The sequence below is a fragment of the Nocardioides daphniae genome, assembly GCF_004777465.1.
In the GTDB taxonomy this organism is placed as follows: Bacteria; Actinomycetota; Actinomycetes; order Propionibacteriales; family Nocardioidaceae; genus Nocardioides; species Nocardioides daphniae.
Window position 1 is genome coordinate 1,854,893 of the sequence record NZ_CP038462.1, and the last position, 23,269, is coordinate 1,878,161.

The following is a 23,269-nucleotide window of genomic DNA, read 5'->3' on the forward strand; positions in this document are numbered from 1 at the left end:
GGCTTGCCCTCGACCCGTCCGCCGTCACCGCCGCCCGCGACCTGGCCGCGGCCGTCGGTCGCCCCGTCGTCGACCTGGCCAGGCGCCACACCACCGTCTCGGTCGAGCGAGCGACGCTGCGCCTGGCCGGTGCGACCGGCGCCGACCCCGACGGCGTCCCCTGGGTCAACCACCTGGTCGACGCCGTGCGCGACGGGCTGGTCACCGACGGCGGCATCGCCCACGGCGCCTGCCTCCCGCTCTTCGACGTCCTGGCCCGGGGAGAGGCCGCCGACCTGGTCGACCTCGCCCAGCGCCTGAGGAGCGGGCAGGCCACCCTGCGGGTGCCCGAGGGAGCCGACCGCATCCGTGCCGCCACCGCAGCGCGCACGGCGGTCGCCCGCGGCCTCCACCAGGTCGACGCCCAGCGTCGCCGCCGCGAGGAGACCGTGCAGGCGGTCGGCGACGCGCCCCGACGTCCGTGGATCTACCTGATCGTCGCCACCGGTGACATCCGCGAGGACGTACGTCAGGCCCAGGCCGCCGCCCGGGCGGGCGCCGACGTGGTCGCGGTGATCCGCAGCACCGGCCAGTCACTGCTCGACTACGTGCCCGAGGGCGCGACGTACGAAGGCTTCGCCGGCACCTACGCGACCCAGGAGAACTTCCGGATCATGCGGGCCGCGCTGGACGAGACCAGCCACGAGCTCGGCCGCTACGTCCGGCTGACCAACTACGCCTCCGGTCTCTGCATGCCCGAGATCGCGGTGCTCGCCGGGCTCGAGCGGCTCGACATGATGCTCAACGACTCGATGTACGGGATCCTCTTCCGCGACATCAACCCGATCCGCACCTTCGTCGACCAGCGCTTCAGCCGCCAGGTGCACGCCCGGGCCGGGATCATCATCAACACCGGCGAGGACAACTACCTCACCACCGCCGACGCGGTCGAGGCAGCGCACACGGTGACGACCAGCCAGCTGCTCAACGAGTACTTCGCCAAGGAGGCGGGGCTCGAGGACTGGCAGCTCGGCCTGGGCCACGCCTTCGAGATCGACCCCGAGGTGCCGGAGAGCTTCCGTCTCGAGCTCGCGCACGCGATGCTGGCCCGCTCGCTCTTCCCGGACGCGCCGCTGAAGTGGATGCCGCCGACCCGGCACATGACCGGCGACGTCTTCCGCGGCCACCTCCTCGACGGCTTCTTCAACCTCGCCGGACTGCTGACCGGGCAGGGCATCCTGCTCGTCGGCATGATGACCGAGGCAGTGGTCACGCCGTGGCTCTCGGACCGCGACCTGGCCCTGCAGAACGTCCGGTACGTGCTGCAGGCCGCGGGCGGCCTGACCGAGGACTTCAACCCGCCGGCCGACGGGTTCATCGCGCGGCGCGCCGGCCTGGTGCTCGACGAGGCGGTCGAGCTGCTCGAGCGCATCCGCCAGCACGACGACGGCCTGCTCGACGCGATCGCCGACGGGACCTTCGGCCTGATGCGGCGTCCCGCCGACCGGGGCCGTGGCCTCGAGGGCGTCGCGGCCAAGTCCGACGACTACTTGAACCCGGCGCAGGAGCTGCTCGACGGCACCAGCGCGACCGAGCAGCGCGAGAAGGAGGCGGTCCGATGATCGTGCGTCCCTACGGAGACAGCACCGGTGACGGGATGGTGCAGGTCTCCTTCACCCTGCCGCTGCCCGCCGGCAAGCGCGCCGAGGGCGCCGCCGCCCAGCTCGCCCAGAAGATGGGCATCCACCCCGCGATGGTGGTGCACGCCCGTCCGATCGGTCCGGACTTCACCTTCTTCGTGGTCTACGGACCGGTGAGCCACCTGGTCGACACCTCGGCTGTCCAGGTGGTCGAGCGGGACTTCCCGTTGCTCACCCCGGCGGAGGTCAACCAGGCCGTGCGCCGCGGCCTGCGCCGCCGCCTGGTCGTGGTCGGCGCCTGCATCGGCACCGACGCCCACACGGTCGGCATCGACGCCATCCTCAACATCAAGGGGCTGGCGGGGGAGAAGGGCCTGGAGTACTACCGAGAGGTCAAGGTCGTGAACCTCGGCGCCCAGGTCGCGGTCGACGAGCTGGTCAGCGCGGCGGTCCGCGAGAAGGCCGACGCGGTCCTGGTCTCCCAGGTCGTCACCCAGCGTGACGCCCACCTGCACAACACCGCCGCGCTGGTCCAGGCCTTCGCCGACCGGCTGGCCCCCGAGCAGCGGCCCCTCCTGGTCGTGGGCGGTCCGCGCTTCGACGAGTCGGCCGCCACCGAGCTCGGCGTCGACCGGGTCTTCGGCCGCGGTACGACGCCGCGCGAGGTCGCCTCGTACCTCGTGCACCGCCTGGTGCCGCAGGAGGTGCTGGCGTGAGCGGCGACGTCGGCCCGCAGCCGGGGCTGGAGGTCCGTCACCGGCGCTACATCCCGTACGCCCACGCGCACTACGCCGGGCACCTCGTCGACGGCGCCTACTCCCTGGGGCTCTTCGGCGACGTGGCGACCGAGATGTGCATCCGCACCGACGGCGACGAGGGGCTCTTCGCCTCCTACGAGGACGTGCAGTTCCTGGCCCCCGTCCGGGCCGGCGACGTCGTCGACGTGAGGTGCGTCCTGGAGTCGGCAGGACGTCGCTCGCGCCGGCTCTCCTTCACCGTCACCGTGGTCGCCCGCGGAGCGCCCACGCCCGAGCGCCCGGGCGCCGCCCGACTGCTCGACGACCCGGTCGTGGCGACCACCGCGGTCGGGACCGTGGTGGTTCCCGGCTGAGCCGCCGACGCGGCCGCGACACCCTTCCCGGTACGTTGGCCCCGTGCTGCTCCGAGTCCTGGTCGCCCTGGGGGCAGGTGCCTGCCTGGCAGCTGCCTCGGAGCCCCTCGGCTGGTCGTGGCTGACCCCGCTGTGCGTGGCGGTGCTCATGGGCGCCGTCTGGCGGGTCGCACCGCGTCGCGCCTGGCTGCCCGGGCTCGCCTTCGGCATCGGCTTCTTCTTCACCCTCCAGTGGTGGATGCGGGCCGTCGGACCTGACGCGTGGCTGGGGCTGTCGGCGCTGGAGGCGGCCTTCTTCGCCCCGCTCGGGGCTGCGCTGGCCCTGGTGCAGAACAGGACCCGGGCGTGGCCGGTGTGGGCGGCGGTGCTGTGGGTCGGGATCGAGACCCTGCGCAGCGGCTGGCCCTTCTCGGGCATGCCCTGGGGGCGGCTGTCCTACGCCGTCGCCGACACCGTCTGGGCCGACGGCCTGCCGTGGTTCAGCTTCACGGGAGTGAGCCTGCTGCTCGCGCTCACCGGGACGACGCTGGCGTGGACGGTGCTCGAGCGGCCTCGCGCCGCGTACGTCGTCCCGGCGGCCCTGGCGCTGCTCGCGGCGACCGTGGCCCCCACCCTGGTGCCCTGGACGCCGCAGGAGCACGACACGGCGACTCTCGCCGTGGTCCAGGGTGACGTGCCGGGGAGCGGGGACGACCTGGTCGCCGTGCACCGCGAGGTCACGGCCAACCACGTCCGGGCCACCGAGCTCCTCGCCCTGGACGTGGAGGCCGGACGCGAACCCCGACCTGACCTGGTGCTGTGGCCGGAGAACTCGACGGCCGTCGACCCCTTCCGCGACGGCGGGACCTTCAGCGGCATCAACCGCGCCGTCGACCGGGTCGGCGTGCCGGTCCTGGTCGGCGCCATGGTCGACGCGGAGAAGGACCACCAGGTCCTCAACCAGGGCATCGTCTGGCAGCCGCAGGTCGGCGCGGGGGACCGCTACACGAAGCAGAACCCCGTCCCTTTCGGCGAGTACATCCCGTGGCGCGACGTCGTCTTCCGCGGCAACCTCGGCAAGCTGCGGCAGATCGGTCGCGACATGCTCAGCGGCACCCGGACCAGCCCGCTGCGGGCCGGTGGCGTCACGGTCGCCGACGCGATCTGCTTCGACGTCGCCTACGACCGTGGCATCCACGACCAGGTCCGCGGCGGAGGCGAGCTGCTCGTCGTGCAGACCAGCAACGCGATGTTCATCCACACCCACCAGATCGCCCAGCAGTACGAGATCACCCGGCTGCGGGCCCTCGAGACGGGTCGCCACGTGGCGGTGGCCGCCACGAACGGGATCTCCGGGGTGATCGACGCACGAGGTCGGCCACTGGCCGAGGCCGAGCCGCGGACCACGACGGTGCTGGTCGAGGAGGTCGGGCTGACGCGGGACCTGACACCGGCGGTGCGGATGGGGGAGTGGCCCGGACGCCTGGTGCTGCTCGGCAGCCTCGTGATTGTGGTCGCTTCGGCGAGACGTGCGTCACGCATGGCCTATATTCGCGGTGGCCAACGTCCCAGTTCCAGGAGTGCAGAGTGAACCAGCCACAGCTGGGTCGAGTCGTCATGGTGATCCCCACCTACAACGAGTCCGCCAACATCGAGTGGATCATCGGTCGCCTCCGGTCCGCCCAGCCCCACGTCGACGTGCTGGTGATGGATGACAACTCGCCCGACGGCACCGGCAAGATCGTCGAGGCGATCGCCGAGCGCGACCCGCAGGTGCAGGTGGTGCACCGCACCGAGAAGGCCGGCCTGGGTGCTGCGTACCGGCACGGGTTCCGGGTCGCCCTCGACCAGGGGTACGACGTCATCGGCGAGATGGACGCCGACGGCTCCCACCAGCCGGAGCAGCTGCAGCGGCTGCTCGACGCCATCGCCGAGGGGGCCGATCTCGTCATCGGGTCGCGCTGGATCCCCGGCGGCTCGATCGTCAACTGGCCGAAGTCGCGCGAGGCGCTGTCGCGCGGCGGCAACCTGTACGTCCGACTCCTGCTGGGCATGCCCGTCAAGGACGCGACGGCCGGCTACCGGCTCTTCCGCCGCGCGACGCTCGAGGCCATCGACATCGACACGGTGACCTCCACCGGATACGTCTTCCAGACCGACATGGCCTACCGGACCCTCCAGCAGGGCCTGACCGTGCGCGAGGTGCCGATCGAGTTCATCGAGCGTGAGCGTGGTGACTCCAAGATGAGCAAGGACGTGGCGTCGGAGTCGCTCAAGCTCATCACCCGGTGGGGCATCGCCGAGCGGGCCGCCCAGCTCAAGCGCCTCGTTGGGGTCCGTGGCGCATGATGGAGGCATGACCTCGGCACGTCGTCGGCTGCCCCGCTGGCTCCTCGTCCTGCTCCTGCTGGGCATGCCCCTGCTCGAGCTCTTCGTCCTGATCCAGGTCGGCCAGGTGATCGGTGCCGCCTGGACGATCGTCCTCCTGATCGTCGCCAGCTTCGTGGGTGGCTGGCTGATCCGCCGCGAGGGAGCGAAGGCGTGGCGCGCGCTGACGGAGTCGCTCCAGGGCGGCCGCATGCCCACCCGTGAGCTGGCCGACGGTGCGCTCATCGTCCTGGCCGGTGCCTTGATGCTGAGCCCCGGCTTCGTGACCGACGCCTTCGCGCTGCTCCTGATCCTGCCCGGCACCCGTCCGCTGGCCCGCCGAGCGCTGACCGCCGCCGTGGCGCGGCGCGTGGTCACGCCGCCCGGGGGAGCGGGCTTCGGGGGAGCGGGCTTCGGCTTCCCCGGTGCCCCTTCGCCCACGCCGGGAAATGCACGACGCCCCGGACCCCCGACCGATGGTCAGGTGATCCGGGGCGAGGTCGTCGACCCGTAGGTCAGGCGCCAGCCTTCACGCGCTTCTTGGCGTTGGCCCGGTGCAGGTGCGCCGGACCGATCTCGCCACCACGCAGCAGCTCGAGGCGCTCCTTGAGGATCTCCTCGAGCTCCTTCTCCGAGCGGCGCTCCAGCAGCATGTCCCAGTGGGTGCGCGCGGGCTTCTCGTTCTTCTCCTCGGGCAGGACGCCCTGGGTGCTGAGGGCCTCGCTGCCGCACTTGGGGCACTCCCACAGGGCCGGGATCTCGGCCTCGTCGGACATGGTCACCTCGAACTCGTGACCGCTCTTGCACTTGTAGCCGACCTGCTGACGAGCAGCGAACTCGATGCCGCGCTCGTCCTCGAAGCTCTGACCACCGAGCCGTGCACCACGCAACGTGCGCTCCGCCATTGAGCCACCTCCAGAATCCGGTTTCGCCCCGTTTGTCTACGCCAGTGAGACGACCAAGTGGGGGGATCGTGACGCCAGTCGAACCACTGACGTCAAACGGTCGTCCACTGTCCAACGCTATCGGTAGGCGCAAGATTCCTTGCAATCGCAACCACACGAGACGGCTGCGCGCCATCCCCAGATTTCAGGAACTGAGGCTGGAGGCGGGGTTCTCCGTGGCCCGGACCTTCGTGAGGAACCCGAGCCCGAGCGCCAGGACCAGCATGATGCCGAGGATGCCCCAGTGCTCGGCCGAGTCCTTGTCGGCGACGCCGGTCACGGCCGCGCCCATCACGATGAAGCCCGACCACGCTGCGGGTGCGAGGAAGCTCACCGCTCGTCCCGTGGTGGCGTACAGACCGAAGATCTCGCCCTCCTTGCCCTCGGGGATGAGCCTGGCCAGGAAGGTCCGGGACGCGGACTGCGCCGGACCGACGAAGATGCACAGGAGCAGACCGAAGACCCAGAAGATCGTGGCGCCGCGGTCGTGCAGGAAGAAGATCACCGTGCCGGCCACGAGCATGCAGCTCAAGGAGCCCACGATCACCTTCTTGGGTCCCCAGCGGTCGTCGAGCGTGCCGAAGGCAATGGTGGCGACGCCGGCCACCACGTTGGCGGCGACGGCGAAGATGATCACGTCACCGGGGGAGAAGCCGAAGGTCCCGGCCGCCAGGACGCCGCCGAAGGTGAAGACGCCCGCGAGACCGTCGCGGAAGACCGCCGACGCGAGCAGGAAGTACGCGGTGTTGCGGTCGGTCTGCCACAGGAGCCGGATCGTCTGGAAGAGCTGGCGGTAGGACTCGACGACGCTCACGACCTCCGTGCGCGGGCGACGCGACGCCTTGTCGTCCCGGATCGTGAGGATCACCGGCAGGCTGAAGACGGTGGTCCACACCGCGCAGAGCAGCATCGTCACCCGGACGTCGAGCCCGTCCTCACCGGTCACGCCGAAGAGACCCACCTCGGGGTCGATGAAGCCGTAGAAGACGATGAGCAGCAGCACGATGCCGCCGATGTAGCCCCCAGTCCCAGCCCGGAGATGCGTCCCACGTTGGCGGGGGTCGAGATCTCGTTGAGCATCGCGTTGTACTGCACTGAGGCGAACTCGAAGAAGATGTTGCCCGCTGCCAGGAGCAGGAGGCCCAGCCACAGGTAGTCGGGCGAGGGCTTGACGAAGAAGAGACCGGTGGAGGCCAGCACCACCAGGGCCGTGTTCACCGACAACCAGAAGGTGCGTCGGCCCGAGTGGTCGGCCCGGCGCCCGGTGATCGGCGCGAAGAGCGCGATCAGCACGCCCGCGCCCGCCAGGGCCCACCCGAGCTTGGCGCTCGCGCCGTCACCGAAGGAGTCGGAGGTGATGTAGACGCTGAACACGAAGGTCGTGATCACGGCGTTGAAGGCAGCCGACCCCCAGTCCCACAACCCCCACGCCACCACCGGCCAACGACCGGTCCTCGTGGCCTGCTGCTGCGTGGTCACCGTCGTCTCACTCATCCGTGCTCCCTCCAGAGTCCCTGGCTGAGCAGGGTCTCCTTGAGTATGTCCGTGCGGTCGGTGATGAGGCCGTCGACACCACGGTCGAGCAGCTCCTTCATCTCCTTGGGGTCGTCGACCGTCCAGACGTGCACGTGGACGCCGGCGGCGTGCGCGCGGCGTACGAGGCCGGGAGTGACGACCTTGAGCCAGCCACGGCGGTGGGGCACCTGGAGCGCCGCGACGTGGCCACGGGTCACCCATCGCGCCAGGCGTCCGCTCGGCAGGAGCCGGAAGGCGGCGACCTCCCACGGGTGGGCGGAGGTCGGCACCCGCCCCCTCGCCGCGGCCCGGAAGGCGTTCATCCGCTCACGGGAGAAGGAGCCCACCAGCACCCGGTCCCAGGCCCGGCACTCGTCGATGACCTGCACCAGCACCTCGGCCGCACCGCGGGCCTTCACGTCCACGTTGAAGCGGGCCTGCGGGAACGCCTCGAGCAGCTCGCGCAACGTCGGGATCCGGCCGTGGCCCCCGATGCGTGCCCGACTGATCTGGGCGTACGTCTGCGAGGAGATCGAGCCGAGCTGGTCGGTGACGCGGTCGAGCACGTCGTCGTGGAAGGCCAGCAGGACCCCGTCACTGGTGACGTGGACGTCGGTCTCCAGGTAGACGTAGCCCAGCGAGAGCGCATGGGCGAAGGCCGCCTCGGTGTTCTCCAACCCCGGGATGTCCGGGTGGAGGGCGCCCCCACGATGGGCGAACGCCAGCACAGGGCGCCCGTCGTCCAGGAAGGCGTAACCCGTGTCTCGACCGATCACGTCGCGAGTATGCCCCATGACGCGGCAGCGGGACCGCGGCGTGCCGCGGTCCCGCTGGGGTCGTTCAGGTTCTGCGTGAGGGTCGCCTCAGATGCCACTGTCCCGATTTCGCGACATCCTGCGGGGGGCTCGCCTCCGGCACACCTCGCTGGCGCTCGGCGTACCTCCGGCACTGTTCTCAGATGTCACTGTCCCGATTCCGCGACATCCTGCGGGGCTCGCCTCAGATGTCGCGGAAGGTCTCGATGTTGGCGCCGAGGTGTTCAACCGGTTGGCGAGGTCCTCGTAGCCGCGGTGGATGACGTACGTCGTGCGCAGCACCGAGGTGCCCTTCGACGCCAGCATCGCCAGCAGGATGACCACCGCGGGGCGCAGGGCCGGCGGGCAGACGATCTCCGCACCCCGGAAGCGGGTCGGCCCCTGCACCATCACGCGGTGCGGGTCGAGCAGCTTCACGTCGGCGCCGAGCTTGTTGAGCTCGAGCAGGTAGATGGCGCGGTTCTCGTAGACCCAGTCGTGCAGCAGGGTCTGCCCCTCCGCCACGGCACCGATGACCGCGAAGAACGGCAGGTTGTCGATGTTGAGGCCCGGGAACGGCATCGGGTGCACCTTGTCGAGCGGCGCCTTCAGGTCGGAGCGCTGGGTGGTCAGGTCGACCAGACGGGTGCGGCCGTTGTTGGCCAGGTACTCCTCGGAGCGGGAGTACTGCAGGCCCATCTCCTCCAGCAGCGCCAGCTCGATCTCGAGGAACTCGATCGGCACGCGCTGGATGGTGATCGACGACTTCGTGACGATCGCCGCGGCGAGCAGCGACATCGCCTCGATCGGGTCCTCGCTGGGGGAGTAGTCGACGTCGACGTCGATCCGCTCGAGACCGGTGACCTTCAGCGTCGTGGTGCCGATGCCCTCGATCTCCACGCCGAGCTTCTCCAAGTAGAAGCACAGGTCCTGGACCATGTAGTTGGAGGAGGCGTTGCGGATCACGGTGGTCCCCGGGTGCAGGGCCGCGGCCATCAGGGCGTTCTCCGTGACCGTGTCGCCGCGCTCGGTCAGCACGATGGGACGCCCCGGCTCGACGGCCCGGTTGACCAGGGCGTGGTAGGCCCCCTCGTTGGCCTTGACCTCGAGGCCGAAGGGCCGCAGGGCCGCCATGTGCGGCTCGACCGTGCGCGTACCGAGCTGGCAACCACCGGCGTACGGCAGGTGGAAGTCGTCCACGCGATGCAGCAGCGGGCCCAGGAACATGATGACCGAACGGGTGCGGCGCGCCGCCTCCTCGTCGATCGCCGACAGGTTGAGCTGGGCCGGCGGCACGATCTCGAGGTCGTTGTCGTCGTTGAGCCAACGGGTCTGCACGCCGAGCGACTCGAGGACCTCGAGCAGGCGGTTGACCTCCTCGATCCGCGCGACCTTGCGCAGCGTCGTACGCCCACGGTTGAGCAGCGAGGCGCAAAGCAGCGCGACACCCGCGTTCTTCGAGGTCTTGACCTCGATCGCGCCCGAGAGGGTGGTGGGGCCCGTGACCCGGAGGTGGGTCGGTCCGCCGCCGACGGAGACGATCTCCGAGTCGAGCGCGGCGCCGAAGCGCGCCAGCATCTCCAGGGAGAGGTTCTGGTGGCCCTTCTCGATGCGGTTGATGGCGCTCTGGCTGGTGCCGAGCGCTTCTGCGAGCTGCTGCTGGGTCATTCCGCGGTGCTTGCGGGCGTCGCGGATGAGGTTGCCGATCCGTCCGAGATAGTCCTGCGTCATGCGTTCCACGGTATCTCAAATATGAGATACGCCAATTCGACGGCGGCCCCCGGCGGGTCCCGTGCCACCCACGGGCCGCTGGGAGGGGCGTGGAAGGATCGACCTCATGCGCGCCACCACCATCCACGGAGTCCGAGACGTCCGCTTCACCGAGGTGCCGGACGCCGCCGTCACCGAGCCCACCGACGCCGTCGTCAAGGTCCTGGCCGGGTGCGTCTGCGGCAGCGACCTGTGGAGCTACCGTGGCGAGAACGACATCAACGTCGGGGCGACCATCGGCCACGAGTGCATCGGAGAGGTCGTCGAGGTCGGTGCCGAGGTGCACGACTTCCGCGTCGGCGACCACGTGGTCGTCCCGTTCTGCCACAGCGACAACACCTGCCCGCACTGCCTGGCCGGCTTCCACTCGGCCTGCGTGCACGGGGGCTTCACCGTCAGCGGCCAGGGGGAGTACGCCCGCGTGACGCACGCCGACGGCAGCCTCGTCCGGGTCGAGGGCGGGATCACCGCCTCCAACCGCGCGGCCCTGCTCACGCTCTCCGACGTCATGCCGACCGGGTGGCACGCGGCCGTCTCGGCCGGCGTACGCCCGGGCTCGACCGTCGTGGTGGTCGGGGACGGAGCCGTCGGCCTCTGCGGCGTCCTGGCCGCCAGCACGATGGGCGCGGAGACCATCATTGCGATGTCGCGCCACGAGTCACGCCAGGCCATCGCCCGCATCTTCGGTGCCACCCACGTCGTCGCCGAGCGCGGCAAGGAGGCGAACGCGGTCGTCAAGGAGATCACCTCCGGCGTCGGCGCCGACGCGGTGCTCGAGTGCGTCGGCACGGACGGCGCGATCCAGACCGCCTTCAGCGTCGCCCGTCCCGGGTCCACCGTCGGCTTCGTCGGGGTGCCCCACGGCGTGGAGCTGCCGGTGCGCCGCATGTTCCAGAAGAACGTCGGTCTGCGCGGCGGGATGGCACCGGTGCGCGCCTACCTGCCCGACCTGCTGCGCCGTGTCGAGGCGGGGGAGATCGACCCGAGCCCGGTCTTCGACCTCACGCTGCCGATGGACCAGGTCTCCGAGGCGTACGCGGCGATGGACGAGCGCCGCGCGACCAAGGTCCTCCTCGAGCCCTGAGACGGGCGACACCGGTCACACCCGGTCACAGGTCTTCGTCGGTGGTCGTCACTAGGGTGTGACCAGTCCCGCCCGCGACGGCAACCAGGAGATGACGTGACCACGCACCCCGCCGACTCCCACGACCTCATCCGCGTGCACGGAGCACGGGAGAACAACCTCCAGGACGTCTCCGTCGACCTCCCGAAGCGCCGACTGACGGTCTTCACCGGCGTCTCCGGCTCCGGCAAGAGCTCACTGGTCTTCAGCACCATCGCAGCGGAGTCGCAGCGGATGATCAACGAGACCTACTCGACCTTCGTCCAGGGGTTCATGCCGACGCTCAACCGTCCCGACGTCGACGTGCTCGAGGGCCTGACCAGCGCGATCGTCGTCGACCAGGAGCGCATGGGCGGTGACCCTCGCTCGACCGTGGGCACGGCCACCGACGCCAACGCCCTGCTGCGCATCCTCTTCAGCCGACTGGGTGACCCGCAGATCGGTTCGTCGCAGGCCTACTCGTTCAACGTGGCCTCGGCCTCCGGGGGAGGGGCGATGAAGACCGAGAAGGGCGGCAGGACGGTCACCGAGCGGCGCTCCTTCTCGATCACCGGGGGCATGTGCCCCAGGTGCGACGGGCGGGGCAGCGTCTCCGACTTCGACCTGACGGCGCTCTACGACGACAACCTGTCGTTGAACGAGGGCGCGCTGAAGATTCCGGGCTACTCGATGGAGGGGTGGTACGGCCGCATCTTCGGCGGGTGCGGCTTCTTCGACGCCGACAAGCCGATCAAGGAGTTCACCGCCGACGAGCTCGAGGCGCTGCTGCACAAGGAGCCGACCAAGATCAAGGTCGACGGCATCAACGTCACCTACGAGGGCCTGGTCCCGAAGATCCAGAAGTCGATGCTGTCGAAGGACCGCGAGTCCATGCAGCCGCACATCCGCGCCTTCGTCGACCGGGCCATCGTCTTCACCACCTGCCCCGACTGCGACGGGATGCGTCTCAACGAGGCGGCCCGCTCCTCACGGATCGACGGGATCAGCATCGGCGACGCCTGCCGCATGCAGATCAGCGACCTGGCGGCCTGGGTCCGCGGCCTCGACGAGCCGTCCGTGGCGCCCCTGCTCAAGACCCTCCAGGAGACCCTGGACTCGTTCGTCTCCATCGGTCTGGGCTACCTCAGCCTGGAGCGCCCTGCGGGCACGCTCTCGGGCGGCGAGGCGCAGCGCGTGAAGATGATCCGACACCTGGGCTCGGCCCTCACCGACGTCACCTACGTCTTCGACGAGCCCACGATCGGCCTGCACCCGCACGACATCCAGCGGATGAACGACCTGCTGCTCCAGCTGCGCGACAAGGGCAACACCGTGCTGGTCGTCGAGCACAAGCCGGAGGCCATCACGATCGCCGACCACGTCGTCGACCTCGGGCCGGGGGCCGGTACGTCCGGCGGCACGATCTGCTTCGAGGGGACGGTCGACGACCTGCACAGCAGCGGCACCCTCACCGGTCGCCACCTCGACGACCGGGCCCAGCTCAAGTCCACGGTGCGCGAGCGCACCGGCGTGCTGGAGGTGCGGGGAGCCAGCGGCCACAACCTGGTCGGCGTCGACGTCGACGTCCCCCTGGGCGTGCTCTGCGTGGTCACCGGCGTCGCCGGCTCGGGCAAGAGCACGCTCATCCACGGGTCCGTCTCGCCCCAGGAGGGCGTGGTCGCCATCGACCAGACGCCCATCAAGGGGTCGCGGCGCAGCAACCCTGCGACGTACACCGGGCTCCTGGAACCGATCCGCAAGGCCTTCGCCAAGGTCAACGGGGTGAAGCCGGCGCTCTTCAGCGCCAACTCGGAGGGGGCGTGCCCGAACTGCAAGGGAGCCGGGGTCACCTACACGGACCTCGCGATCATGCAGAGCGTGGCCTCCCCGTGCGAGGTCTGCGAGGGGCGGCGCTTCGACACCGAGGTCCTGCAGTACACGCTGGGCGGCAAGAACATCGCGGACGTCTTCGACATGCCGGTGGCCGAGGCCGAGGAGTTCTTCGGCGCGGGGGAGGGCAAGGTCGCGGCCGCCCACAAGATCCTGGTCCGTATGGTCGACGTGGGCCTGGGCTACGTGCGCCTGGGTCAGCCGCTGACGACCTTGTCGGGAGGCGAGCGCCAGCGCCTCAAGCTGGCGGCGCAGATGGGGGAGAAGGGCGACGTCTACGTCCTCGACGAGCCCACCACGGGCCTCCACCTGGCCGACGTCGACAACCTGCTGGGCATGCTCGACCGCCTGGTCGACGCAGGCAAGTCTGTGATCGTCATCGAGCACCACCAGGCCGTGATGGCCCACGGCGACTGGATCATCGACCTCGGGCCGGGAGCCGGCCACGACGGTGGTCGGGTCGTGTTCGAGGGCACGCCGGCCCAACTGGTGGCGGACCGGTCGACGCTGACGGGTCAGCACCTGGCCGAGTACGTCGGCGGCTGAGCCCCGGACGGCTGACGGCGCCGTCGTCGCGGCTACTTCTTGCGCTGGCCGATGGCGACGGAGGTGTTCTCGTACGAGGCGTCCTCCACGGCCTTCAGCATGAAGTGCGCGACCGAGGCTCGGGGGATCGAGTAGCCGCCGGACGACGGTCCGTCGAGGTCCTCGACGTAGTCGGTGGTGAGGGGCTTGTCGTTGAGGGCGCGGGGGCGCACGACCGTGACCACGAGACCAGCAGCCCTGAGCCGTTCGATGGCGGCACGGTGGTCGGCCAGCGGCTTGGCGAGCACCTTCATGACGAACTTGCCGAAGAGCCCGGGGATCTTGCCGTCCACCCCCTCCGAGGCGCACCAGAGGATGCGACGCACCCGGGTCGCCTCCATGGCGGCGGCGATGTGACCGCCCATGGTGCGCAGGGAGGTGTCCTTGCCCGGCCCCTGGGTCGACCCGAGGCAGGAGACGACCACGTCATGGCCCGCCACGGCGGCCGTGACTGCCTCCTGGTCGAAGGCGTCACCCCTGGATGATCGAGACGCCCTGCTGGGCGACCTTGCACGGGGTGCGCGCGAAGACGGTGACCGCGTGGCCCGCCGCGACGGCGTCTGCCACGAAGTGCGTCCCGACACCACCGGTGCCACCGAACACGATGATCTTCACTGGATGACCACCGAAGCTTGACGAAGTGACTCGAGCGCGTCGTCGCCCAGGACGAGGGTCGCGGAACGGAGCAGGTCAGGGACCTGCGAGACGGAGCTGGCCGAGGCGACGGGGGCTGCGACGGTCTCCTGTTGCCGCAGCCACGCCAGGGCCACGCTCGCGACGGACGCGTCGTACGCCTGGGCGACCGCGTCGAGGGCGGCGAGCACGCGCGCACCCCGCTCGTCGGCGTAGCGGGCGGCCCCACCGGCACGAGGGCTGTCTCCCCGGGCACCGTCGCGGTACTTCCCGGTGAGGAAGCCGCTGGCGAGCGCGTAGTAGGGGAGGACCGCCAGGTCGTGCTGCACCGCTGCAGCACGCAGTCCGTTGGTCTCGAAGTCACGCTCGACCAGGCTGTAGTGCGGCTGCAGGGCGACAGCCCGATGCAGGCCCTCGGCCTCGGTCACGTCGAACCACTCGGCGATGCGCGCCGGGGAGAAGTTGGAGATCCCCAGGTGACGCACCTTGCCGGCGTTGACCAGGGCCGAGAGGGCCCCGACGATCTCGACCATCGGGGTGTCGTCGTCGAAGTGGGCGTAGTAGAGGTCGATGTGGTCGGTGCCGAGACGCTCCAAGGAGGCGTCGGCGGCCTTGGCGATGTTCGCGGCCGACAGACCCCTGTGCGCGGGGTGCTGGGAGACCTTGGTGGCGACCACGACGTCGTCGCGACGGCGCGTACGCAGCCATGCCCCGATGAGGCGTTCGCTCTCCCCGCCCGTGTGCCCCGGCACCCATGCCGAGTAGGAGTCGGCAGTGTCGACGAAGTTGCCTCCACCGTCGACGAAGGCGTCCAGCACCGCGTGGGCGGTGGCCGCGTCGGTGGTCCATCCGAAGACGTTGCCGCCGAGGTTGAGGGGGAGGACGTCGAGGTCTCCGATGCGGGTCATGCGCACAGGCTCTCACCCAGCCCAACCCTGTCGGCTGCGGCCTCCTGAGCCGGCCCACGCAGCTCAAGGGCTGGACAACAACGTGGTCTGCATCACAAGGTGTCTACTTCAGCACACCGGATCCATTCGGAATCGGTGCATCGTACGAGAGCGCTCGGGGCGCTCGAGCGGAGGTTGAGCAGTGAAACGAAGAGTCCTGCGAGCAGTCGTCGGAGGAGCAGTCAGCGCTCTGGTCGTGACCACCGCACCGGTGGCGCCGGTCGGCGCCCACGGTCCCGGTCACGGACACGGCGGCACGCCCGGCAAGACCCAGGTCACCGGCAAGGCGGTCTACCGCCACCTCGAGGCCTTCCAGAGGATCGCCGACGACAACGGTGGCAACCGCGCCATGGCAACGCCCGGCTACGAGGCTTCGGCGAGGTACATCGAGAAGAACCTCCGCAAGGCGGGCTACTCGCCCACCCGCCAGTACTTCGAGGTCGAGTCCTTCAACGTCGAGACCCTCGAGGTCACGGTGCCCGGCGTCGAGCTCGACCCGATCGCCATGGAGTACTCCACCAGCACCGACGCCGACGGCGTCCAGGCGGAGCTGGTCGCTCCCACCGACCCGCTCGGTTGCACCGAGGCGGCCTGGACCGGCGTCGACGTGACCGACAAGATCGCGGTGGTGAGCCGCGGCTCCTGCCCGTTCTCCCAGAAGGCCATCACCGCGGAGACCGTGGGCGCGGCCGCCATCATCATCTACAACAACGAGGCCGGTCCCCTCAACGGCACGCTGGGTGGCCCCGGCACGGCCTCCGCGCCGTCGGTCGGCGTCTCCCAGGAGGAGGGCGCCGCGCTCGTCGCCGCGATCGAGGGCGGTCCCGTCAACGGCTCCTTCACCCTCCAGGCGTCGCTCGAGACGGTCGAGACCTTCAACGTCATCGCCGAGACGAGGGGGGGAGACCCGAACAACGTGGTCATGGTGGGCGCCCACCTCGACGGCGTGCCGGAGGGTCCCGGCATCAACGACAACGCCTCTGGCTCCGCGACCATCCTCGAGACCGCGTTGCAGCTGGCCAAGTCGAGCAAGGGCAAGAAGAAGGGCCACCCGAACCCGGGCAAGCTCAACAACAAGGTCCGCTTCGCCTGGTGGGGCGCGGAGGAGTCCGGCCTGGTCGGGTCCAACCACTACGTGGCCGACCTGCAGGCGAACAACGCAGCCGAGCTCGACAAGCTGGCTGTCTACCTGAACTTCGACATGGTCGCGTCGCCGAACTACATCATCGGTGTCTACGACGCCAACGAGTCGACGTACGAGGCTCCTGTCGTCGTGCCGCCTGGCTCGGCAGCTGCGGAGAAGGCGTTCACTGACTACTTCGACCGGATCAACCAGCCGTGGGTCGACACCGAGTTCTCGGGTCGCAGCGACTACTCGGCGTTCATCGACGCCGGCGTCCCGTCGACCGGCCTCTTCACCGGCGCCGACGACGTCAAGACGCCTGAGGAGGTCGCTCTCTTCGGCGGCACCGCTGGCATCACGCACGACCCGGATTACCACTCGGCGCTCGACGACATCACCAACGTGAACAAGAAGGCGCTCGACATCAACGCGCGCGCCATCGGCTCGGTCGTCAGCTCGCTGGCCTACAGCACCGAGGCGATCAACGGTGTGAAGCCGCCGACGAAGCACAAGCACGACAAGAGGAAGCACCCCAAGAAGGACAAGGGCAAGAAGGACCGCAAGGGCCCGAAGAACAAGACCAAGCGTCGCTGACGCGGGGCACGCTCCACCCGCAGGACCGCACGCGGCGCCTCGTCCCTCCGGGGGCGGGGCGCCGCGTCACGCTCCACCGGCTGGTGGCGTCATCCGGGCATGGGGTCGGGCGGGAGTGGGTACGCCACCTCCATGACCGACATGAACCAGGACAACGCCCGTACCGAAGCCCTCCAGCGCGTCGTCGAACGCGTCACCTCCTGGCAGGAGACCGCCACCGAGGGCACGATCCACGACGAGCTCGACAAGGGGCTCCGCGAAGCCGGGATCACCCTCACCGAGGCTCAGCGCGACCAGGTCGCCGAGGACATCTCGGAAGGACGCGAGGTCGACGTCGCCTCGTTGGGTGCCTCGGACGAGGGCGGTCCCGCCTGAGGGTCCGCTGACGGTGCCGGGCCCTCCGGCCCGGCACCCGCACCGGACGAGGGCGGTCCCGCCTGAGGGTCCGCTGACGGTGCCGGGCCCTCCGGCCCGGCACCCGCACTCCGTCGGAGCACGCCGGCCACGACCAGCAGCAACGCCCCGACGGCGACCGGGAGCAGGTCGAGCTGCGGCATCTCGTCCGGCACCATCGTCGGCCCAGCCCCCAGCACCACCACGTCGTAGTCGTAGAGGTCCTTGGTGAGGCCCGTCCAGGCCCACAGGGCGAACGGACCGGCCACCAGCAGCCAGCCGATCCCGCGCAGCGGGCGGGCAACGTGCGTGGGGGAGAGGGCTGGGTCTGCGGCGGCCGCCAGGAGCCGGCGCACCAGGAAGAACCCCACGCTGACGAGCGCAAGGCTGAACGACAGGTCGATGGCCGAGAGCAGGGCGTACCGGCTGCCGCCACCCACGCTCGTGAGCGCCACCTCACCCCTCAAGGACGCTGAGGTGGGTCGAACGGAACCGTCCTGCGTGTGGATGCCGGAGCTCGCGGCGTCACCGGAGCTGGCCTCGTCGTGCAGGTAGAAACGGAAGCAGCCCTCGGGCTGGTTGGGCGCGCCCGTGTCGCCCTTCTGGCACACGGGTCCGGATGCGGTCACCGGCAGGGACAGGTCGCTGGTCGCCCGGAGCGGCCCGAGGTCCACGCGGACCGGGTAGGTCGCCTTGCCGGCGTACGCCAGCCCGCCGACGACCAGGACGGCCACGGCTGCGAGGGCAGCGATCCCTGAGAGCGCCAGCGCCAGCCAGCTGGTGAGGCGGAGCACTCGGTGGGTCATGGTCGTACCGTCCTTGTCAGCGCCTGTGGCTCAGGACGAACCATGCAGCACCCCGCCTCCGCTGGCAACCCTGAGCCGGCGCGGCCTGTCGGCGGTTCAGTCGAGGCCGCAGGACTCGCGGGCGAACGCGAAGGCCGCCCTGCGCCCCGCCTCGTCCATGCGCAGCAGCACCTCGCCCGGTACGCCGTCGAGGTGGAAGCGGACGCGGAAGGCGGTGGCGCCTCCACCCTCGACGAAGGCGTGGGGGTCGCAGCGTGCCGGCGTCAGGGGGAGTGGGATGCGTGTGGGCCGACCGTCCGAACGCACCGTCACCCCCGGCTCCCAGACGGCCGGCACCTCGGCCGAGGCGAACAGGTGCGACCCCGCCACGGCGTCGATGCGCAGCACGTGTCCCGGCGCACCGCTGGGACGGACCACGAGAGTCAGGACGCCTCGGGCGCCGGCACCCGGGCGGTCGACGGGGATGGTCGGAGCCCACGCCAGCGTGGCGGCCTCGGCGAGACCCTGCTCGGCACAGCGAAGGGCCACGAACCGGCCCACCACGTCTGTCTCGTCGCTCACCCGTGCCCGAAATATACGATCTGCGGCGCGCACCTGGACCAGCCCGCTTCCCTCAGCCGAGGGATCACCCACCCCGGGAGCATCACAGTCGAGACGAGCAGGTGGCACGAGCGGAAACCCTCGCTCCGAGCCGGCAGGGATCGTACGCAAGCGTGCGCTGTCGACCCGGAGCGGAGCCGGAAGTCGGTGGTCGCGGTAGACGATTGTCCCGGGCAGTCGGTCCCGGCGCGTGTCGTTGGTGATCCAGACCTGCATGCGGCCGAGCGACGCGTCGATCGACGACTGACGCATCTCCGCCGTCAGTCGCCCGGTGGGCGCAGCGGATTCTCCAGGAGGCGCGCTGAGCGACGTTGGCGCCGGAACGTCGTCACTCGAGTCGTCGTCCGCCACGCAGGACGTCGTGGCCAGCAGGACGGACAGCACCGCAGTCAGCAGCGCCGCCCACCGCGCCGCACCCAGGGCTGACAGAGCCATGCCTCATCGGACCAGACGGACCAGAAGAGGCGCAAGCGACCCTTCCAGCCCTCACCACGATCTGGCGAAGCGACATGTGCAAAGGCGACGAGTCATAGCAACCGGCGGTCACGTCCTCCGGACCTAGCAGGCCTGCAAAGATCCGGCCATGGGAGAAGGGGTGGTGGTAACGGTGCTGTCACCAGCCCCAATGCAGGGTTTCCGCTCCTCGAAGGTCGAGCTCAGCTCGCTGTTGAAGCCTGCGCGCGCTTGACCGTGCGGTAGACCGTCGAGCGGGCCACCCCGAACAGCTCACCGAGCTCGGCGGTGGTGTGCTCGCCCGCCTCGTGCAGCTTGACCAGGTGGGCTTCTTGCTTGGGGTTCAGTTTCGGCTTCTTGCCACGCAGTCGACCCTTGGCCTTGGCGACCTTAATGCCCTCCCTCGTCCTTAACCTGATCAGGTCTGCCTCAAATTCGGCGACCATGCCGAGGACGTTGAACAGCAAGCGGCCCACAGGATCGGTCGGGTTCGTGGACAGACCCACCGATGCTCAGCTTGACGTCACGGGCCGTCAGCTCGTCGACGATGTCACGCGCATCAGGCAGGGAGCGGGCCAGCCGGTCGAGCTTGGTCACCACGAGGGTGTCCCCGGCGCGGCACGCAGCCAAGGCCTCACGCAAGCCGGGACGGGCACGGTTCGCTCCGGTCAACCCATGGTCGACGTAGATCCGCTTCAAGCTCACGCCGAGCCCGACCAGCGCCTCCCGTTGGGCGGTGAGGTCTTGCTGGTCGGTTGAGCAGCGCGCGTACCCGATGAGCATTGCGGTCATCGGAAGACTGTAGCGGTTAGCCCCCCATCACCGGGCATTTCAACGGGCGGGTCTAACGGGACGACGACCCTTCGCACGCAGGATGTCTGGGTGTAGTCCGAGGGGTGCCCGTTGGTGGTTCCCCTTACGGGCATGCAATCTGGGCTGACGCCCGTGACCGAGTGTTCAGTGCGCGCTGTATAGTTCAGTCCATGCTGACTATTGCTTCGCGTCTCGACGTGATGAACCGCCTGGGTCGTGCACTGGCCGACCCCACTCGATCCCGGATCATCTTGACCCTGCTCGACCATCCCGCTTACCCGGCGGAACTGGCCCGAGATCTGGACCTGACACGCCCGAACGTGTCCAACCACCTGGCATGCCTGCGCGATTGCGGGATCGTCGTCTCCGAGCCCGAGGGTCGTCGGACACGATATGAGATCGCCGATTCGCACCTGGCGCAGGCGCTGACGGCACTGGTCGATGCCACCCTGGCAGTGGACGAAGACGCCCCGTGCATCGATCCCGCCTGCTCGCTTCCCGGATGCGACGCAGCTGGGGAGGGCGCATGATCCTCACCTCGGTCTTGCAGGCGATGGGCCTGTTCGCAGCGACCAACATCGACGACATCATCGTGCTCTCCCTCTTCTTCGCGCGAGGGGCAGGCCAGCGCGGCACTACCGCCCGCATTCTGGCCGGCCAGTACCTCGGATTCGCCGGCATCCTCGGTGCCGCGGTCCTGGTGACCATCGGTGCCGGAGCATTCCTGCCCTCGGCAGCCATCCCGTACTTCGGTCTCATCCCTCTGGGCCTCGGCCTCTGGGCCGCATGGCAGGCCTGGCGCGGAGACGATGACGACGATGACGACGAGGCCAAGGTTGCCGGCAAGAAGGTCGGCGTGTGGACAGTCGCAGGCGTCACCCTTGCCAACGGCGGCGACAACATCGGCGTCTACACCCCTGTTCCTCAGCGTGGAACCTCTCGCAGTAGTCGCCTACTGCATCGTCTTCCTCGCGCTCGTCGCGGTCCTGGTGGCCCTGGCAAAGTTCGTCGCCACCCGCCCCCCGATCGCCGAAGTGCTCGAACGCTGGGAGCACATCCTCTTCCCCATCGTTCTCATCGGCCTCGGCATCGTGATCCTCGTCAGCGGCGGAGCCTTCGGACTCTGACGTAGCGGCAGCGATCCAAACGGCCCCGACCGGGCGCACCCCTCTCGGTTCAGACCGCGACACCTACCTGCAGCCAGTCCTGCGTGATCGCGGCAACAAGACCGCCACGGAGCGCTGCAAAAACCCCGCCACCAAGCGAACGAAGCCACATAGTAGGGGACGCCATTGGGCGGGCCACTGGAGTTACGCGCCAGTCCGCCCATGCTCGATGGTCATGAGTCAGGGGATTGCAGCGCTGCTCTCCTGAACCGGATCTTGGAACAGGCCGGGGGGCGGGGCATCGTAAGGAAGCGGATCGGCGGCCTTTGCCTCGTAAGTGCTTTTGGCGAATGGTCCCGTGGGGGACATAAGGACTCCGAGGTGGTAGTCGGCGTGGTCGCGTAGCCAGACGCTGATGCCCAGAGCGGGGTCGAGTCGCAGTGATTCCCATGCGCGCCACAGGGCTTCGAGTCGGATGACGGCTTTGGGGTAGCGCCACCAGTCAGCGGCCCAGCGGTGTCGGCGCGTTCGCCTACGCGGCGCCGGAACACGGGGATGATCTGGCCGCGTACGAACTCATCGACGTTGGCGTAATACAGCGTGGGCTCGGTATCGGAAGAATCCGGATGGGGTGGGGCTGTCCGAGTGCGGGTCAGGCGCAGCAGGACAGCTTCGAGACGTCGGTGGTGAAGGCCTTGGCGACGATCCGGATCCCCTCGGCCATGGTCAGGTAGGGCGCCCAAGCGTCGGCGACCTCGGTGATGGTCTTGCCGAGGATGTGCACGCCGGCGGCGGCGAGCTCGCCGGCGTCCTTGGCGACCGCGGTGAGGCCGAGGATCTCGCCGGTGTCGGCGCTGGCGACCATCTTGATGAAACCTCGGGTGTCGCGGTTCACCAGCGCCCGGGGCACGTAGTCCAGCGGCAGGACCCGGCAGTCGCAGCGAATCCCCGCCGCGAGCACCTGGGCCTCGGTCATTCCGACGGCACCGATCGCGGGGGCGGTGAACGTCACCCGCGGCAGCCGGGTATAGTCCACCGACCGGTCGGTGCCGGTGAAGGCGTTCTCGGCGACCAGGGTGCCGTGGTGGGCGGCGACGTAGACGAACTCGGGATGCCCGGTCACGTCGCCGGCCGCCCAGATCCGCGGGTTGGAGGATTGCAGCTGGTCGGTGACCACGATCTCCCCGACCTCGCCGGTCTTCACCTCCACCGCGTCGAGGTTCAGCCCGTCGGTGACCGGCCGGCGGCCGAGTGCGACCAGGACCTGGTCGGCACGGAATTCCTGCTCGCCGCCCGAGACGTCGGCGGTGACGACGACCTGGCCGGTGGCGGCGTCGCGGGTCACGCGGGTCGGGACCGCGCGGCGGGCCACTCGGATGCCCTCGTCGGTGAAGATCTCCTGCAGGGCCTTGGAGACCTCCGGCTCCTCCTTCGACGCCAGCCGGGACCGAACCAGCAGGGTCACCTTCGACCCGAGACGGGCGAACAGCTGCGCCTGCTCCAGAGCCACGTAGCCGCCGCCGAGCACCAGCAGCGACTCCGGGACCTCGGTCATCTCCATCGCCGTGGTCGACGTCAAGTACCCGGCGGCCTCCAGCCCGTCGATCGGCGGGGCCCAGGGGCGGGACCCGGTGGCCACCAGGTAGTGCCTGGCCTCGATGGCCTCAACGGCGCCGTCGGCCGCGGTGACCTTGAGCAGGGGAGCGTCCGGAGTGCCGGCGAACGCGGCGTCTCCGTGGCGGATCTGCCAGCCGTAGGAGTCGGCGACGTCGACGTACTTCTCGCCCCGCAGCGCCTCGACGAGGTCCTGCTTTCCGCCGACCAGCGCAGCCATGTCCACCGGATCCGCGGTGGTGGCGATGCCCGGGAACCGGGTCGACGCGTCCGCGGCGACGTGCCGGGCGTCGGCGGCCGCGATCAGCGCCTTCGACGGCACACAGCCGGTGTTCACACAGGTGCCGCCGAAGGTGCCACGCTCGACCATCACCACAGACTTGCCCAGCGTGGTCGCACGAATGGCCGCGGCGAACGCCCCGCCGCCGGACCCGATGATCGCGAGGTCGTAGCTGGTCTGCATCCCGATTCCTCCCGGAGTGGTTGGGAAAGGCTCTTGATGCAGCGATAC

Annotated in this window: 21 protein-coding genes and 5 pseudogenes; 12 read left to right on the top strand and 14 right to left on the bottom strand. The window is 69.7% G+C overall.

The genetic code is table 11. The features are described from left to right. Positions 1-14: 14 nt before the first annotated feature. From kamD to E2C04_RS09155, 6 genes and pseudogenes are all read left to right on the top strand, one after another. A pseudogene (kamD, locus tag E2C04_RS09130) lies at positions 15-1,601 on the top strand (lysine 5,6-aminomutase subunit alpha); the annotation flags it as partial. After that, entirely contained in the window at positions 1,598-2,335 is a 738-nt protein-coding gene (gene kamE / locus E2C04_RS09135) for a lysine 5,6-aminomutase subunit beta (protein WP_135832352.1), read from the top strand. The pseudogene kamD and the gene kamE, both read left to right, overlap by 4 nt. Further along, entirely contained in the window at positions 2,332-2,730 is a 399-nt protein-coding gene (kal, locus tag E2C04_RS09140) for a 3-aminobutyryl-CoA ammonia lyase (protein ID WP_135832353.1), read from the top strand. Before kamE ends, kal begins: the two co-directional genes overlap by 4 nt. 43 nt (positions 2,731-2,773) lie before the next feature. Beyond that, positions 2,774-4,300, top strand: a complete 1,527-nt coding sequence (gene lnt / locus E2C04_RS09145) for an apolipoprotein N-acyltransferase (protein ID WP_135832354.1) — start codon at positions 2,774-2,776, stop codon at positions 4,298-4,300. Further along, positions 4,297-5,058, top strand: coding sequence for a polyprenol monophosphomannose synthase (locus tag E2C04_RS09150; RefSeq protein WP_229721606.1), 762 nt, complete (start codon positions 4,297-4,299; stop codon positions 5,056-5,058). Before lnt ends, E2C04_RS09150 begins: the two co-directional genes overlap by 4 nt. A 7-nt stretch (positions 5,059-5,065) precedes the next feature. After that, a complete protein-coding gene (locus tag E2C04_RS09155) occupies positions 5,066-5,590 on the top strand; it encodes an FxsA family protein (RefSeq protein ID WP_135832355.1) in 525 nt (174 codons plus the stop codon). Position 5,591: 1 nt separating this feature from the next. Here the strand turns inward: E2C04_RS09155 and E2C04_RS09160 are convergent, their stop codons facing one another. From E2C04_RS09160 to E2C04_RS09175, 5 genes and pseudogenes are all read right to left on the bottom strand, one after another. Further along, on the bottom strand, positions 5,592-5,981 hold the full coding sequence (locus tag E2C04_RS09160) for an RNA polymerase-binding protein RbpA (RefSeq protein WP_135832356.1): 390 nt from the start codon (positions 5,979-5,981) through the stop codon (positions 5,592-5,594). Between the two features lie 184 nt (positions 5,982-6,165). Further along, positions 6,166-7,023 carry an MFS transporter gene (locus E2C04_RS19700; RefSeq protein WP_238694216.1) on the bottom strand — a complete coding sequence of 286 codons (858 nt, stop codon included), beginning with the start codon at positions 7,021-7,023 and terminating at the stop codon, positions 6,166-6,168. Next, complete coding sequence (locus tag E2C04_RS19705) at positions 6,963-7,514, bottom strand: MFS transporter (RefSeq protein WP_238694217.1); 552 nt, start codon at positions 7,512-7,514, stop codon at positions 6,963-6,965. Before E2C04_RS19705 ends, E2C04_RS19700 begins: the two co-directional genes overlap by 61 nt. After that, entirely contained in the window at positions 7,511-8,311 is an 801-nt protein-coding gene (locus E2C04_RS09170; protein WP_229721605.1) for a glycerophosphodiester phosphodiesterase family protein, read from the bottom strand. Before E2C04_RS09170 ends, E2C04_RS19705 begins: the two co-directional genes overlap by 4 nt. Before the next feature lie 223 nt (positions 8,312-8,534). Then, positions 8,535-10,060: pseudogene (locus E2C04_RS09175) on the bottom strand (helix-turn-helix domain-containing protein). A gap of 106 nt (positions 10,061-10,166) precedes the next feature. Between E2C04_RS09175 and E2C04_RS09180 the strand changes: the two are divergent. Both E2C04_RS09180 and E2C04_RS09185 read left to right on the top strand, forming a co-directional pair. Next, positions 10,167-11,183 carry a zinc-dependent alcohol dehydrogenase family protein gene (locus tag E2C04_RS09180; protein ID WP_135832358.1) on the top strand — a complete coding sequence of 339 codons (1,017 nt, stop codon included), beginning with the start codon at positions 10,167-10,169 and terminating at the stop codon, positions 11,181-11,183. A 96-nt stretch (positions 11,184-11,279) separates the two neighbouring features. Beyond that, positions 11,280-13,637, top strand: a complete 2,358-nt coding sequence (locus E2C04_RS09185; RefSeq protein WP_135832359.1) for an ATP-binding cassette domain-containing protein — start codon at positions 11,280-11,282, stop codon at positions 13,635-13,637. A 32-nt stretch (positions 13,638-13,669) separates the two neighbouring features. Here the strand turns inward: E2C04_RS09185 and E2C04_RS09190 are convergent. The 3 genes and pseudogenes from E2C04_RS09190 to E2C04_RS09195 all read right to left on the bottom strand — a co-directional run. Next, positions 13,670-14,134: pseudogene (locus E2C04_RS09190) on the bottom strand (NAD(P)-binding oxidoreductase); the annotation flags it as partial. A 13-nt stretch (positions 14,135-14,147) separates the two neighbouring features. Beyond that, the gene (locus E2C04_RS19710; RefSeq protein WP_229721657.1) at positions 14,148-14,291 is read right to left on the bottom strand and encodes an NAD(P)H-binding protein; all 144 of its coding nucleotides are present in this window, start codon (positions 14,289-14,291) and stop codon (positions 14,148-14,150) included. Next, positions 14,288-15,217: an aldo/keto reductase gene (locus E2C04_RS09195; RefSeq protein WP_135832360.1), complete on the bottom strand. Its 930-nt coding sequence runs from the start codon at positions 15,215-15,217 to the stop codon at positions 14,288-14,290. The genes E2C04_RS19710 and E2C04_RS09195 overlap by 4 nt, the downstream gene beginning before the upstream one ends. Before the next feature lie 235 nt (positions 15,218-15,452). Between E2C04_RS09195 and E2C04_RS09200 the strand changes: the two genes are divergently transcribed. Both E2C04_RS09200 and E2C04_RS09205 read left to right on the top strand, forming a co-directional pair. Then, positions 15,453-16,973 carry a M28 family peptidase gene (locus tag E2C04_RS09200; protein WP_202977722.1) on the top strand — a complete coding sequence of 507 codons (1,521 nt, stop codon included), beginning with the start codon at positions 15,453-15,455 and terminating at the stop codon, positions 16,971-16,973. 132 nt (positions 16,974-17,105) lie between these two features. Then, entirely contained in the window at positions 17,106-17,348 is a 243-nt protein-coding gene (locus E2C04_RS09205; RefSeq protein ID WP_135832361.1) for a hypothetical protein, read from the top strand. Here E2C04_RS09205 and E2C04_RS09210 read toward each other — a convergent pair. From E2C04_RS09210 to E2C04_RS19720, 4 genes are all read right to left on the bottom strand, one after another. Next, positions 17,258-18,172 (bottom strand): hypothetical protein, encoded by a 915-nt coding sequence (locus E2C04_RS09210; RefSeq protein WP_135832362.1) that lies wholly within the window; start codon positions 18,170-18,172, stop codon positions 17,258-17,260. The two genes, E2C04_RS09205 and E2C04_RS09210, sit on opposite strands and share 91 nt — an antisense overlap. A gap of 96 nt (positions 18,173-18,268) precedes the next feature. Then, positions 18,269-18,733 (bottom strand): hypothetical protein, encoded by a 465-nt coding sequence (locus E2C04_RS09215; protein ID WP_135832363.1) that lies wholly within the window; start codon positions 18,731-18,733, stop codon positions 18,269-18,271. A gap of 695 nt (positions 18,734-19,428) precedes the next feature. Continuing rightward, on the bottom strand, positions 19,429-19,671 hold the full coding sequence (locus E2C04_RS19715; protein ID WP_238694505.1) for a helix-turn-helix domain-containing protein: 243 nt from the start codon (positions 19,669-19,671) through the stop codon (positions 19,429-19,431). Next, complete coding sequence (locus E2C04_RS19720) at positions 19,655-20,017, bottom strand: recombinase family protein (protein ID WP_275106481.1); 363 nt, start codon at positions 20,015-20,017, stop codon at positions 19,655-19,657. Before E2C04_RS19720 ends, E2C04_RS19715 begins: the two co-directional genes overlap by 17 nt. A 191-nt stretch (positions 20,018-20,208) precedes the next feature. Here E2C04_RS19720 and cmtR point away from each other — a divergent pair, with 191 nt between their 5' ends. Next, entirely contained in the window at positions 20,209-20,568 is a 360-nt protein-coding gene (cmtR, locus tag E2C04_RS09225; RefSeq protein WP_006590980.1) for a Cd(II)/Pb(II)-sensing metalloregulatory transcriptional regulator CmtR, read from the top strand. Continuing rightward, positions 20,565-21,165 (top strand): annotated as a pseudogene (locus E2C04_RS09230) (cadmium resistance transporter). The gene cmtR and the pseudogene E2C04_RS09230 overlap by 4 nt, the downstream one beginning before the upstream one ends. A 219-nt stretch (positions 21,166-21,384) precedes the next feature. On the opposite strand, the pseudogene E2C04_RS21965 reads toward E2C04_RS09230, so the two are convergent. Continuing rightward, positions 21,385-21,663, bottom strand: a pseudogene (locus tag E2C04_RS21965) (DUF4913 domain-containing protein); the annotation flags it as partial. 133 nt (positions 21,664-21,796) lie between these two features. After that, positions 21,797-23,221, bottom strand: a complete 1,425-nt coding sequence (gene merA, locus E2C04_RS09240; RefSeq protein ID WP_135832364.1) for a mercury(II) reductase — start codon at positions 23,219-23,221, stop codon at positions 21,797-21,799. Between the last annotated feature and the right edge of the window lie 48 nt (positions 23,222-23,269).